This is a genomic window from Lactobacillus sp. RTP31084st1_F9_RTP31084_210423 (genome assembly GCF_040919545.1).
Classification (GTDB): Bacteria; Bacillota; Bacilli; order Lactobacillales; family Lactobacillaceae; genus Lactobacillus; species Lactobacillus paragasseri.
In genome coordinates, this window is the sequence record NZ_JBCOVH010000003.1 from 102,119 (window position 1) to 115,810 (window position 13,692).

The 13,692-nt window shown below is 34.2% G+C and carries 15 protein-coding genes; 6 read left to right on the plus strand and 9 right to left on the minus strand.

Going from position 1 to position 13,692, the window contains the following annotated elements:
- Nucleotides 1–30 precede the first annotated feature (30 nt).
- On the plus strand, nt 31–1,473 hold the full coding sequence (locus AB5359_RS07830) for an APC family permease (protein ID WP_048686215.1): 1,443 nt from the start codon (nt 31–33) through the stop codon (nt 1,471–1,473).
- Nucleotides 1,474–2,265: 792 nt separating this feature from the next.
- Nucleotides 2,266–3,546 (plus strand): GTPase HflX, encoded by a 1,281-nt coding sequence (hflX, locus tag AB5359_RS07835; RefSeq protein ID WP_048686213.1) that lies wholly within the window; start codon nt 2,266–2,268, stop codon nt 3,544–3,546.
- Nucleotides 3,547–3,587: 41 nt separating this feature from the next.
- Here the strand turns inward: hflX and AB5359_RS07840 are convergent, their stop codons facing one another.
- From AB5359_RS07840 to AB5359_RS07850, 3 genes are all read right to left on the minus strand, one after another.
- Nucleotides 3,588–4,796, minus strand: a complete 1,209-nt coding sequence (locus tag AB5359_RS07840) for a L,D-transpeptidase/peptidoglycan binding protein (protein ID WP_048686211.1) — start codon at nt 4,794–4,796, stop codon at nt 3,588–3,590.
- A 102-nt stretch (nt 4,797–4,898) separates the two neighbouring features.
- A complete protein-coding gene (locus tag AB5359_RS07845; RefSeq protein WP_180374236.1) occupies nt 4,899–6,062 on the minus strand; it encodes a C40 family peptidase in 1,164 nt (387 codons plus the stop codon).
- A gap of 196 nt (nt 6,063–6,258) precedes the next feature.
- Nucleotides 6,259–6,816 carry a guanylate kinase gene (locus tag AB5359_RS07850; protein WP_003651275.1) on the minus strand — a complete coding sequence of 186 codons (558 nt, stop codon included), beginning with the start codon at nt 6,814–6,816 and terminating at the stop codon, nt 6,259–6,261.
- A 90-nt stretch (nt 6,817–6,906) separates the two neighbouring features.
- On the opposite strand from AB5359_RS07850, the gene AB5359_RS07855 reads away from it, so the two are divergent.
- Together AB5359_RS07855 and AB5359_RS07860 are read left to right on the plus strand one after the other, a co-directional pair.
- Entirely contained in the window at nt 6,907–7,197 is a 291-nt protein-coding gene (locus AB5359_RS07855; RefSeq protein WP_003649982.1) for a DUF2187 domain-containing protein, read from the plus strand.
- A 52-nt stretch (nt 7,198–7,249) separates the two neighbouring features.
- Entirely contained in the window at nt 7,250–8,779 is a 1,530-nt protein-coding gene (locus AB5359_RS07860) for an O-antigen ligase family protein (protein WP_048686205.1), read from the plus strand.
- A gap of 65 nt (nt 8,780–8,844) precedes the next feature.
- On the opposite strand, the gene AB5359_RS07865 is transcribed toward AB5359_RS07860, so the two are convergent.
- On the minus strand, nt 8,845–9,471 hold the full coding sequence (locus tag AB5359_RS07865) for an LVIS_2131 family protein (protein ID WP_048686204.1): 627 nt from the start codon (nt 9,469–9,471) through the stop codon (nt 8,845–8,847).
- Between the two features lie 142 nt (nt 9,472–9,613).
- Between AB5359_RS07865 and nrdI the strand changes: the two genes are divergently transcribed.
- The gene (gene nrdI, locus AB5359_RS07870) at nt 9,614–10,075 is read left to right on the plus strand and encodes a class Ib ribonucleoside-diphosphate reductase assembly flavoprotein NrdI (protein WP_077410530.1); all 462 of its coding nucleotides are present in this window, start codon (nt 9,614–9,616) and stop codon (nt 10,073–10,075) included.
- Nucleotides 10,068–11,012: a ribonucleotide-diphosphate reductase subunit beta gene (locus AB5359_RS07875; protein ID WP_368280099.1), complete on the plus strand. Its 945-nt coding sequence runs from the start codon at nt 10,068–10,070 to the stop codon at nt 11,010–11,012. Before nrdI ends, AB5359_RS07875 begins: the two co-directional genes overlap by 8 nt.
- 25 nt (nt 11,013–11,037) lie before the next feature.
- On the opposite strand, the gene AB5359_RS07880 is transcribed toward AB5359_RS07875, so the two are convergent.
- The 5 genes from AB5359_RS07880 to AB5359_RS07900 all read right to left on the minus strand — a co-directional run bounded on the left by AB5359_RS07880 (nt 11,038) and on the right by AB5359_RS07900 (nt 13,674).
- A complete protein-coding gene (locus AB5359_RS07880) occupies nt 11,038–11,529 on the minus strand; it encodes a hypothetical protein (protein WP_048686202.1) in 492 nt (163 codons plus the stop codon).
- 85 nt (nt 11,530–11,614) lie between these two features.
- The gene (locus AB5359_RS07885; protein ID WP_003649976.1) at nt 11,615–11,956 is read right to left on the minus strand and encodes a type II toxin-antitoxin system PemK/MazF family toxin; all 342 of its coding nucleotides are present in this window, start codon (nt 11,954–11,956) and stop codon (nt 11,615–11,617) included.
- Nucleotides 11,943–12,194 carry an AbrB/MazE/SpoVT family DNA-binding domain-containing protein gene (locus AB5359_RS07890; protein ID WP_020807066.1) on the minus strand — a complete coding sequence of 84 codons (252 nt, stop codon included), beginning with the start codon at nt 12,192–12,194 and terminating at the stop codon, nt 11,943–11,945. Before AB5359_RS07890 ends, AB5359_RS07885 begins: the two co-directional genes overlap by 14 nt.
- A 230-nt stretch (nt 12,195–12,424) precedes the next feature.
- Nucleotides 12,425–12,895 carry a threonine/serine exporter family protein gene (locus AB5359_RS07895; RefSeq protein ID WP_003646733.1) on the minus strand — a complete coding sequence of 157 codons (471 nt, stop codon included), beginning with the start codon at nt 12,893–12,895 and terminating at the stop codon, nt 12,425–12,427.
- Nucleotides 12,895–13,674 carry a threonine/serine exporter family protein gene (locus AB5359_RS07900; RefSeq protein WP_368280101.1) on the minus strand — a complete coding sequence of 260 codons (780 nt, stop codon included), beginning with the start codon at nt 13,672–13,674 and terminating at the stop codon, nt 12,895–12,897. Before AB5359_RS07900 ends, AB5359_RS07895 begins: the two co-directional genes overlap by 1 nt.
- Nucleotides 13,675–13,692: the final 18 nt, after the last annotated feature.

A 13,692-nucleotide genomic window follows, 5' to 3' on the forward strand; every position in this document is an offset into this window, starting at 1 on the left:
TAAAGTAAGATAGGATTTTTAGGAGGAAACATGGATACTTTTGATGAAGCTCAAAAACGTAAAAAACTAACCTGGCCGGTAATTGCACTGATGGACTTTGTTACAGTTATTGGTTTTGATGATATTACTTACAACTTTCAAAACCAAGGACTGGCAGTTGTTAGTGACTGGATTTTATTATTAATTTTATTTGTCGTTCCTTATGAATTGATCGTTGGACAATTAGGAGCAACTTTTTCTGATGATGGTGGTGGTTTGTCATCTTGGCTAAGACATACCTCTGGAGACAAAATGGGATATATTACTGCTTGGTGCTACTGGGTAGTGTCTCTGCCTTACTTAGTTGATGTAGCAAATTCTACCGTTGTTTCCTTTGCATGGCTTTTTAAAGGCCACGCATTAAGTGACAAGGAAATGAGTAATTGGGCTTTTGCCTTATTTACTGCAATTATCTTTGTCATTTTTATATTTTTCCAACACCGATTTGCTAATTCATTGCAATGGTTATCCATTATCGGTGGCGGAGCAATGTTTATCATGACTATTCTTTTCGTAATCATGACTATTGTCTACCTCGGCGAAGGACGCACGATTGCTACGCAGCCATTCCACTTTAAGAATTTCTTGCCAACTTTTGATATGAAATTCTTAATGTCATTAGGCTTATTGATTTTCGCCATGAATGGAGCCGAATTTGTTGCTCCTTACGTTACTGAAATGAAAGATGGACCTAAAAACTTTCCTAAAGCAATGTACATGTTAGCAATCATGACTGGATTTTTAACTATTTTTGGTTCCTTTGCATTAGGCGTATTCTTTAATGCTCATCACTTACCAGATGATTTAAAGATGAATGGTTCTTACTATGCCTTTCAAGCAATGGGTGAAAAATTCGGAATGGGTAAATTCTTCCTATATACCTTTATTATTACCCAAGCTCTCTATATGCTTGCACAACTAGCTGTTTTAGTAGATGGCGGTGCAAGAATTTTCTTATCAGATACTGCTAAAAAGTATCTACCTAAGCAATTAACCAAGACTGATAAAAATGGGCTACCAATTAACGGTTACTGGTTAACAACTGGAATTTGCTCCGTTTTACTATTTTTAAGTGCTACTCTTCCGTCAGTTAATGACATCTTCAATCAATTACTTAATTTAAACGGAATTGTATCACCATATGTTACCGGACTACTCTTCTGGGCCTTTATTAAGATCAGACTTCACCCAGAAAAATTCCCATCACAATATGTATTTATCAAAAACAAGACTTTTGCTGTTATTGTTGGTTGGTGGTGTTTGATTATTACAGTTACTGGCGCAACTTTTGGTATCGTTCCAATTGATGCTAAGGCTGGCTCAGCTACTTGGTGGCATATGCTAATCCTAAACATTGTCGAACCTCTTTTAATGATTGGACTAGGGATTGTTTTACCATTAATTGCTAAGTGGCAAAGGTCAAAAGAAAATTAAGTTAGTTCTATTAAAAAAGCCAAATCGATTAATGATTTGGCTTTTATTATGCTTCAATAACATAACAATTTATGAAAGCTCTTTTATTTGCTATTATTTTTATAAGGTCTTATATTTATAAATGAAGACAGTCTTCATAGAGAAGCAATAAATAACAATATATTTAATTGCTGTTACTTTATATAAATATCTAGTAAATATATTAAGAAGAAGTTTTTGATACTCTGAGTCGTAATACCTATCCACTATTTTCACTACTTTTTCCCGTCTATAGTTCAATAAAATTGAAAATAGTGAAACTAATTGTTAGTAAAATACAGTTTAACTAAATTCTTCAGGAAGCTGAATCGTATCTCAATATATGACTTCAGTTTAAACTATGTATTACAAAGATAATAAATTTGTCACCCTATATACCCTTAAGTCGTGAGCTTTCCTATTCCCCCATAATTATGTATGGCTTAAGTGATTTTCTTAATTAACTACCTTTGATACAGTCAGTTCAATTTCATTGAGAAGTGTAAGATTTATTATGATATCAGAATAGCAATTATATACTCCACTCATATTTATGTGCACGGTTAATTAAAGCAATTATCTCTATTCGGATATTACCGTGTTCAAATATCCTAAGGTCACTTCGGAATCGAAGTGGCCTTTTTGTCTTTAAAATTGATTTTTATTTAAAAAGAAATTATAATTTTCATACTATCAAATAAAGGAATGGTTATGATGATTTTCTAAGCTATTTATCCAATATAAAAACTAAATTTATGAAAGCAGGTGAATTATTTGATCGACAATCAACCAAAAAAGACTAAAGCCTTTATCGCTGGCGTAAATTTAAACGATCCCAATTTTTACTACTATATGACAGAACTAAGAGAATTAGCTCTCGCAAACAACTTAGATGTTGTCGGCCAGGGAAGTCAAAAGGCTGAAAATATTGTCGCAGGTACATACTTTGGTGTGGGGAAGCTTAACCAGATTAAAAATATGGCCCGTGAATTACATGCTAAAGTCTTAGTTATCAATGATGAATTGTCTCCTACTCAAATCAGAAATATTGAGGGCATGACAAAGCTTAAAGTTTTAGACAGAACAGAGTTAATCTTAGAAATTTTCTCTAATCGAGCACGGAGTCGACAAGCCAAATTACAAGTTCAACTTGCAAGATTACAGTATGAATTACCTCGGCTTCATCCTTCTGAAAATAATCTAGACCAGCAACGTGGTTCTGGTGGAGCAAGTGGCGGTTTCGCCAACCGTGGTTCTGGGGAAACTAAACTTGAATTAAATAGACGTACTATTGGTAAACAAATTAGCGCAATTAAGAAAGAGCTAAAAGACATCAGTAAACAAGAAGAAATCAAATCTGCTAGAAGAAACAATTCTCGTCTGCCTCAAGTGGCTTTGGTTGGCTACACTAATGCAGGAAAATCAACAACGATGAATGAATTGCTAAATGTTTTTAGTGACGAAGCCAATAAAAAGCAGGTTTTCGAAAAAAATATGCTTTTTGCGACTTTAGATACTAGCGTTAGACGAATTGATTTGAAGGATGATTTAAGTTTCATTCTCTCAGATACCGTTGGTTTTATTTCTAAGCTCCCTCATAATCTGGTTGAGTCATTTAAAGCTACATTGCAGGAAGCAAAAGACGCCGACTTGCTCATTAATGTAGTAGACGCATCGGATCATAATATGGTTCAAATGATTAAAACCACGCAAAAAGTTCTAAATGAGTTAAACATCACTGATGTTCCAATGATTACCGCTTATAACAAGGCTGATTTAACAGAACGTAATTATCCTCAAATTGAAGGAAATGATATCTTATATTCCGCTAAAGATCCCGAATCAATTAAGCAGTTAGCTAATTTAATTGTCAAAAAAGTATTTGATAATTACGAAAAAATAAACTTAGTATTGCCACTTTCAGATGGCAAGAACTTAGCTTACTTACATGAATATGGTCAAATTTTAAGTGAAGACTTTAAAGACGACGGCGTTCACGTTACTGTAAGGCTATCTCCAAAAGATCTAGAAAAATTTAAAGTAAATGCTGTATAGCAGACAAAAAGAGTAGATTTAAAATCTACTCTTTTTTCGTATTATTTATAAATGATTACTGCTTCATTCTTTTCTATATTATTCCACACTTTTGGCGCGTCATTAGGTTTTAAGTTTACACAACCATAAGATCCGTCATTTAGGTAAGCAGTCTTAGACCAGTTCTTTCGCCAGCTATTATCATGAAAGCCACAACCAGTTAAAGTAAATGGCATCCAGTACTTAACATCAACTGAGTATTTAGAACCATCATCATTTGTTCCCTTTAAGACACTTGGAGATTCTTTATATTGGATATACCAAACTCCAGTAGGTGTTTCTAAGTTTTTATGAGCAATTTTAGTTTCAACTGTACCAGTAACGATCGTGTTTAAAGTAACCACGCACTTACCATTCTTATATATCCACAGCTTTTGATCAGTTAAAGAAACAACAATGTAACTATTTCCAATTCCATTATTACTTAAGCCATATCCAGTTCCATACGTACTGAAACCTTCACCGTAGATATAGTTTTTACCATTTAGCTCTTGCGTATTATTGACTAAAGCATTTTCAACAGCAGCAACAAGCTTTTTCTCATTAATAGCCCAACCATAACTTTCATTTTTTACTTTTGTAACTTGACCATTTGGCAATTGGAAGTCATAAGATTTATGAAGTGTAGATACTTCTTTATTAATACTGCTAATCTTATTCGCTAAGATCTTTGTATCTGAAAAAACATACTTATCATTTTCATAAGTTACCGTTGGAAAAATTTTCGACCGCTTAAATACAAAAGACTTACCATTAACCGTATATTTTACTTGTCGATCTTTAATCTGATTTAACTTTTCTTTTGCTTTTAAGAGCTCAGTATTCTGAAAATTCCATTTTTTACGGCTAGGGTAGCGAGTATGTTGTTCTTCAAAGTAAGATTGAACTTTTTTGTTCGTAATTACTTTATCGCTATTCTTCTTTAAAATGACTTCGTCACCTTTTAAAACCGCACTATTTTTAGCTTTCTCATTTATTTTAGCAGTAGCTTTTTTAACAGTTAGTTTGCCGACTGGAACATTATAAATTACAACATTTGAATTAAAGTGACTAGCATTAAATTTTTCCGCTTCAGCATTTCTTTTTGACTGGATATATCCAACTACCAACCAAGCTATTAAAACAATTACTAAGCAAATTAAAATACCTATTAGCCACTTACGATAGTTATTTGTGGGATGGGTATTTTTTTCTATATTCTTGTTATTCATTAAAAATACCTGTTTCCTAAAAAATTTCTTTTCATTATAACACAAAAAAGAAGGTTAATCTTTCAATTAACCTTCTAAAATAACTATGTTTATTTCATTTAATTATCTTACACGGATTGCGTAATCTGGCATGAAGTAACTTGAGATAGTAGCTTGAGTTACGTTTTGACCTGGTTGTGGTGCGTGTACGTATTGGTTGTTACCTACGTAGATAGCATCGTGGTAGTCACCCCACATTAAGATGTCACCAGCTTGTGCTTGGCTTACAGAAACGTGTTGACCAGCACCAGCTTGTTGGTAAGTAGTACGTCCAATGTTCTTACCTGCTTGGCTGTATGCGTATTGTACTAAACCTGAGCAGTCGTATGCGTTAGGACCAGTTGCACCCCATACGTAAGGCTTACCGATTTGTGATTTTGCTGCATTAACTACAGTTTGAGCAGTGCTGCTTGATTGAGTAGAAGCTTGTTGCGTAGCTGGTTGAGCAGCTTGGCTTGAAGCTTGTTGAGTTTGGTGTTGTGCAGGCTTAGTAGCAGTAGTGTTTTGTGCAGGTGCACTGTAAGTTGCTGCTTGTTGAGTCTTAACTGTAGTGTTAGCTTGTGCGTAGTAGTTAGTCTTTGCTGGAGCAACATAAGTGTTGTTAGTTGAAGCAGTGTATGTACTTTGTTGTGCAGTAGTTTGTGCTACTGGAGCTTGTGCAGCTGCTGAAGTTTGTTGTGCAGTAGCTGCAGTATTAGTTTGTACAGGTGCAGTTGCAACTGATGCATTGTTAGTAGTTGCTGCTTGTTGTGCGTTGTTAACGCTAGCTACAGCAGTTTGTGCATCGGCAGTAGCGTTGCTTGCAACGTTAGCTGCAGGAACTTGACTTACAGCTGCCTTAACTGCAGATAAATCAGCAGTAAGTGCGATTGGAGCTTCTTCTTGTACATCATCGCCTGAGATCCACTGGTCTCCACCTAAGTTGTACCAAGTTTCACCCTTAACAGTCTTAACCTTCTTGTATGTCTTCCAGCTTGATTCATGTGGTAAGTACTTACCAGTTTGTTGCTTGCCATCTTCGTAGCTGTTCCAAACTGCAACACTTTCACCAGTCTTAGAATTTACTTTTACAACACCAATTTGCTTTGCAGGAGCTTGGATAGTTGAAGCTTGTGCAGTATTGTTAAATGATAATGAGTTTAATTTAGCTGCACTTAAAGTTGCGATACCTGCAACAGCGAATGAGGCAGCAGTGGTAAGTTTGATTACTTTAGATTTGATAGTCAAAGGTATTTCCTCCATAAAATTCTTTTTTCTTAATATTATCAACATAGCCGTCATTAATTAACTTAAAAGTTATGCTATGTGTCTCTTTTTTAATTGACAATGGTTATTGTAGGGCATTAATATTACAGCCCTGTTACAAAGCTAAATCATTGTCATTACATTTCGCTTATTCTCAATCTTTTTCATTATTCAAAACCTACTCATTATCAAGTTTTGCTATGATTTCATCTATTTTTTTAGCTGTTTCTTCCCAGTTATCATTATTTAATACATGCGCTTCTTTTGCTAATTCGTCTGATAAATGTAAGTCGCGTTTAAATTCATAGCTGTTTAATCGTTTATCAATTTCACTCGCTTGATCGCCGCGTGCTAGTAGTCTTTTTTTCAAAACAGAAAAATCAGAAACGGTCAAATAAATAAAATATACCTGCTTTCCTAATTTTTCTAAATATGATTTAACCCCATCTGTTTCTACTATTAAAGAAACTAAATCATTCTTTTCCCAAGCTTTTTCTAACGCTTCTTTACTTGAACCATATTGATATTCTCCATATTTTACATGTTCAAAGAAATGAAGTTTTTTAAAGCTCTCGTCATTTTCAAAATAATATGATTTTCCTGGAATTTCACCTTTTCGGATTGGTCTTGTAGTATGCGTTACTACACGAGGAATATTATATTTTTCTGTTAAGTATTTTGAAATTGTGGTCTTTCCTACCCCACTTGGTCCAGCAATTATGATAATTCTTTGCAAAATATTACTCTCCCGCTTGAAATCGACTATTATATATAATAGTATTTCACTATTGTAAAACATTTCTGTACAGAAAAGGGAGTTTTTTAAATGAAAAAAGCTGACGTAAAGATTGGACAAATTTTAGCTGCTACTTCTGAAGAGGAACTTAAGCATCCTTTTCAAGGAAAAGTAGAAAAAATTTACGAAAATTCTGCTTTGCTAGCTATTACTTCATACGATCCAGAAGATGAATCTTCAGTTAACGAATTAAACAATAAAATGGTTATTAACTTTAAGAACTTAAAGAAAGTTAAATCACCTGCACGTGGAAAAACAGCTGCAACTAATGATGTAAAAATTTCTAAAGTTCAACCAGATAAAACTAAAAAATCAAAATAAAAATTATGCCTAAACAAGTTTTATTTTTTTAATAAAAGGTATCGATAATCATATGAAAAAAAGGCTACAAACATTCTTATTTTGGTTTATCTTAATCCAACCATTTCTAGATATTTATTGGTTATCCAGACCACCACTTCTAAAATTCTCACTTCCATCGATTTTGAGAGTTTTAGGAGTTTTTATTGCTATTATTTTATTCTTTAGCATCAAAAGTAATTGGCAAAGGTTAAAAAAACAATGGTGGATTATTACTTATATTGCAATTTTAATCCTCTATTCGCTTTGCCATTTATTCTCTGTTAAAAACTTTACTGGTGTAGATCCAACAAGCTTTGGCTATTCGACAAAAGTTGAGATCTTTTACTTAATTCGAGCTTGTTTAACCTTGATAGTTATCTATATCACTTCATACAGTGATTTTAAAACTAAATACTTTTTCAGAGTAATTCAAGCAATTTCGGGTTTATATTCCTTAACGATTGTCATCTCAAATCTCTTGGTTTTTTCGCTAACTTCATACCATACTACAGGAGCTAAGCGAATCAGTGCCAATATTTTTTCTTGGTTTACTCAAACAAATTATCCTTTTAACGCTTTAGCATCTAAGGGAATATTTTTTCAAGCTAACACTCTATCAGCTATTTTATTTATGATTATGCCGATTATGCTCTATATTCTTTATAAAGAGTTTAACCTCTTAAATATAGTGCTAGTGAGTGCACAAGCCTTAGCAATGTTAATGCTAGGAACAAAGGTGGGAAATTTTGGCTTAATTATTAGCTTAGTTATTTTCTTAATCATCTTCTTATTCCATAGCTTAATTTTGAAAAATACCAAGTTTTCAGCCAAATTTCTAATTACATTGATCTGCATCTTAGCTGCTTCTAGTGCTATTTTTCCTTATAGTCCAACGCTTAGAAGATCTTCGCTTGAAAATGGCGTAGCTCAAAAAAGAAGTAATCTTGGTGACAAAAATAGACTCGATCAAGAACTCGACTCTGGATTAAAAAGATATAAGGGGCAAAAACAAGAAGAATATCTAAAGAATTTTATTAAGAAAAATTATTGGGTCTATTCTTTAAAAAATGACTTAGTTTTAGATCATTATTCCTACAAAAATGATCCCTATTATTGGCTTGACGTCATGAAAAGGCCGGCTACTGAGCGATTAAACTATCGACATCTTGAACAAGATATTCTTAGTCGCGTCATGAACAATGATAAAAATAAACTCAATAAACTTTTTGGTATTTCCTTTAGCCGTGAAAATAATATTGCTCCGCTAGAGCGTGACTTTTTAGCGCAGTATTATTCAATGGGATTGCTGGGAACAATCTTATTAACAGTAATCTACATATTTGTTCTTGGCTATGGAATTTTTTACTGGTTAGTCAATAAAAATCCGAAAACTTTATTGATCTCTTCCCTGCTCTTATCGGGCGGCTTCATTTTATTTGCTGCCTTTTATGCAGGTAATGTTCTTGAATACTTATCAGCAACCTTAGTGATGGCATTTATCTTAGGATTTTTATTACAAAATATCCGTTATAGCAGAACAGCTAAAAAGCTAATGAAGTAATAAACAAAAGACCTTATCCCGAATTTTCAATCTTCGGAATAAGGTCTTTTTCTACATAAATTCTTCTACTTCAATTCTCTCACAAAGGTACGGTCAGGTACTCTAATCAAGTAATATCGAGCTGCAGTCTTACCAGCATGCATTCTAAGGCCGTTATACCAATTTTTCTTGTAAGTAGCAGTATATGTTGCCACATAGGCACTTTGATAGCGCCCATCTGCTTGAACTAATTGCTTAGCAGAATATGGAATAGCTGCTGCTTGAACCGACATTGGATTCTTACCATCAGAAATGGTAGCGTAATTGCTTTTAACAGTTACTCTGTTTCCATTGCTATAGAAAGTATATGTTTGAACAGGCACTTTCTTATTATCAGATCTAGCGGTAACATAGTATGAACGTTTATTACCAGCTGTTAAAATCAATGGCTGATATTCAATTTTACTAGATAAAACTTGTTTATTTTCTAAATCAGGATTGTAAAATAAAGTGATGCTAAACATATAGATCGCACCGCATAGAAGAACTAAAACCTCTAAGATGTCTAGCAGAGTAGTCTTCCATTCAAATCGCTTACGATCTTTTACAATCATCATTAAGTGACGTTTACGAATATTTTGTACGATAAAAATCAAATACAAAACAAGTATTAACCAGGCCAAAATACCTAAAATATTCCATCCAAGTGTCATAAGGGACCCTCCATTTTCTTTAATTTAAGTATACGGTACTTATGGATGTTTTTAAAACTTTTTTTAATTTGACTTTATTAGAAAAAGTCGCGACAATTGAATACGTAGAAGGTAGTTTTGGTATATAGCGTTAGGCAAAACTATGGTAAAAATAGCTTTTTATACAATTACAGGACAAACGCAACGATTCATAAATAAAACGGGCCTTGATGCACATCGGATTGAGGATGCTCATCCTCAATATCAAATGAATGATAAATATATTTTGATCTTGCCGTCGTATCAAGATTTTATGATGGGTTCTGTTGTTGATTTTTTAACATATAAAGATAATAAAGAGAACCTTTTAGGTTTAATAGGATGTGGCAACCGTAACTTTAATGATCTTTTTGCTCAAACGGCAAAAAAGATTTCTGTTACATTGCACGTACCGATTCTCTATTTACTTGAGCTAAGTGGCAACTCGGCTGATGTCAAAAACGTTCGCCAAATTGTCAAAGAAGCTTGTAAAAAGGAACGAGGCGCACAAAAAGATTTGCCAGTTCAAAATCCATCTCTTAGCAATATTAGTTTCTTAAGTGACTTCAGGCAGAAAAATGAATAAAAAATCTTATTATAAAGCAAGTAACTGGAATGCTGTCGAAGATCAAGTAGATCGTTCTGCTTGGGCAAGATTAAATGATATTGTCTACGAACCTCGTCGTGTTCCAATTCATAAAGACCGAGATGAATTTTCCCATCTCCCTAAAGCTGAACAAACTATGCTCCTACATAGCTTTGGTTCTTTAGCTCTTTCATCTACTCTCCAGATGAAAGTTTCACTTTCAAAAATTAAGCAAGATGCGGAAAATTCCGAAGAAGCTGCTGTCTATAATGCATTGCAATATTTGGAATCAATTAATAATAAAGCCTATGGTCATGCTCTGAGTGAATTTTCTACTTCCGATGAGCAACGAGATGAGGCTTTTAATTGGGCAAACCAAAATCCATATCTGCAAAAAAAGATGAGACTTTTAAACACAGTCTATCAGTCAGAGAATGCAATTCAGAAAAAGGCAGCACATGTTTTTCTCTCAACTGGTTTATATCATTCGTCATTCTTTGGACCCCTATATTTATTCGGACAGCATAAATTACCACGAACAGCGGAATTGATTAAATATGCACTTAGAATAACGACTTTAAATGGTATTTATACAGGAATTAAATTTAGGCGTGACTACTTCAAACTCTCTAAAGAAGAGCAAGAAAGTGTTCACAATTGGGTATATGGGTTATGCGATAGATTATATGCTAATGAGCTTAACCACATTCATCTTTTATATGAAGACACTGGTTTAGAAGATAAGGTTGAACATTATATTCATTACACCTTAAACAAGGCACTTATGAACTTAGGACAAGAGCCCAAGTATCCTGAAAATGTTGAAACTTTAGATCCTACTTTAACAACAGGTTTGATGGAAAGTGCAATGATTGAAGATTTCTTCTTTTATACAAATGCCCATCCAATTCTAAAAATGCGTGAAATAAAGAAATAAGGAGTTAGCCCTCAAGGTTAACTCCTTATTTTGTCTTTTTAGCTTTCGTTTTTGATTCTGGTTTTTGATAATTACGAATGACTTCAATTTTCTCTTCAATTGCTTTAACCAGTAAGTCGCTATACTTATCTGGATCAGCCACAATTTTATCACTTGAGCCCAAAATATCGATTCTAAAGTGTGATACATTTACATATTCTGAAATAGTTTCAAAATAAATATTTACTTCATATTCATCTTCATTATTACAAAAATTGCTAATTTTTTTGTAATTAGCAAAAGGAAGATTAATGATGTTACTCTCTAATGCAAAAGTCATTGGTCTTCTTCCACTAATTGCAAGTTGCGTTTGAATAAGTGAATTATGCTTAAAAGCTTGGACTGCTTCACCAATCATCTTAGTTGCAACTTTCTTTAATTTAGTTTTTGTTATTTCACTATACTTAATTGTTTCAAGATCTTGAAGATAATCTTGTTCTTCAATTTTTTTAGTTAATTCTTCTTGTTTAATTTTCACGATAAAAATTCCTTCATGTATCCTTTTTTCATTACTAAGATACTCAATAAATCTTATTCATGCAACCGAAAAAAGTTAGATTTGATTAATCAAACTGTAAAGCAAAGCTAAGTAGTTCCATTACCTTAAGCATATCTTCTGGTCTAAGATGATCTGCTGGTTTTTCATCTAATAAACGCATTCTAGAAAAGGTTTGAATTTGTGCTGCATTTACTCGTCCATGAACCCGATAGCCTAGCAAGTCTAGATATGTCGGAAAATGATTGCCGTGTGAAGTAATGGGACAGAGCATTAAATAATTAGTTTTCTCATTGTATGAATTAGAGGACACTACAACTGCAGGGTGCTTCCCCTTCATTTCCTGTCCAACCGATGGTGAAAAATCCGCCCATACAATATCTCCTTGTTTAAATCTAATCTTCGGCATGACGTAATTCCTCCATAGCCAAATTTTCCCAAGCTTCCCTTTCTGGTTCTGGTACATCTTCAAATTTAGCATCAGAGGTATAAGGATTCGAAATTTTCGGTATTAAGATCAAACTACCATCAGATTTTTGATGAATTGTATACTCAGTTCCTACCTCTACTTTAAACGAAGCAGGAAGTGAAAAGCCCACTGAGTTACCAACCTTTTGAGTTACAATATGATGAATAGATATTTTCATAAGTTTTTACCTCATTAAGTTACTTTCAAAAATATTGTAGTACTAAAAAAGACTAACTTTCAAAAGAAAGCTAGTCTTTTTGGCGAGAAACATACAAAAGTATGTCAGGGTCTTTGTTTCACAGCCAAAGTAGCCCATCATCAGCACTTCCCGTGCTTTGACTTCTAGAGTCCAGATGATCTCTGTCAAAGAACGCATCTCGCGTTTTCCTCGACTCGTCGCATCTATAATTATACTAAATTTTTCTTATTTTTTCTATTATTGCGCGTCTTAAAAAAGATCTCGCCCATCAATTGGGCCAGCATAAAACCCATTGCAATCGCAATTGTGACAATTGCCACTCGTAAAATTAAGTCTTCTGCATCAGACAGCTGCCCTTCTACCATTGCACGTACTGCCTGATAGGCTGGCACACCTGGCACAAGTGGTACAACACCGGGAATGTTGAAAACAGTTACGGGGCATTTTTTAATTCGAGCAAATACTAAACCTAAAATTCCAACGCACAATGCTCCTAAAAGATTAGATCCTAATCGGCCAATGCCAATTCGATTAGCCAACCAATACAAGATCCAACCCGCACTCCCACTGACACCGCATAACACAAGAGCACGGTGAGGGACATTAATAATTAATCCAAAGCCCACAGAAGCAAGCCAGGCAAACACTAAATTAACAATTATTTCTAACCAAAAAGGCATCACATCACACCCCATAATAACTTAATTGCAATACCGATGCCGCCACCAAGAGCAATAGCAGTTAAAACTGCCTCTGTTGTTCTAGCCATCCCCGACAATAAATCACCACCAAACAGATCTCGCAGAGCATTAGTTATCGCCACTCCAGGCACCAATGTCATCAAGGATCCGATTAAGATATTATCGACAATAAGCTTAGGAAACAACTTGCAAGCAAAAATGGTAATTACTCCCATAAAAATTGCCGTCACCATTTCAGCTAAAAAACGAATATTAGTATAGCGTTTAATAGCTAAATACACAGCATATGATAAACCGCCAATAACAGCTGCTGGAAAATCAATCCAGTCATAATCATCCATAAATAAGACCATCAAAGTCGGACTCAAAATTGCAGCTCCGATAATTTGAAGCCAAATTGGAAAATCTGGAATAGAGATTGAAATCTGTTGAAGTCTTTCCTGTAATTCCTTCAAAGTGATTTTTTCGGCAGCAAATTCACGTGATAACTCATTAACCCGGTCTACCAACTCTAAATTAATGTTTCTTTTCTTAACTTGCGTAACTTGAGTATAGGAATGTTCACCTAAACTCATAAATATTCCAGTTGGAGTTGTAAAACATCTAGCACCAGTAATACCTGCGTTGCGGGCTATTCTCATCATCGTATCTTCAACTCGATAAGTTTCGCTGCCGCCTTCGATCATTAATCTACCTGCTTTTAAGCAAGTATCGAGCACTTCAGCGGCATAGTCTTGACTCACATGCTCTTTATTCATTTTTATCCTCTAAAATAC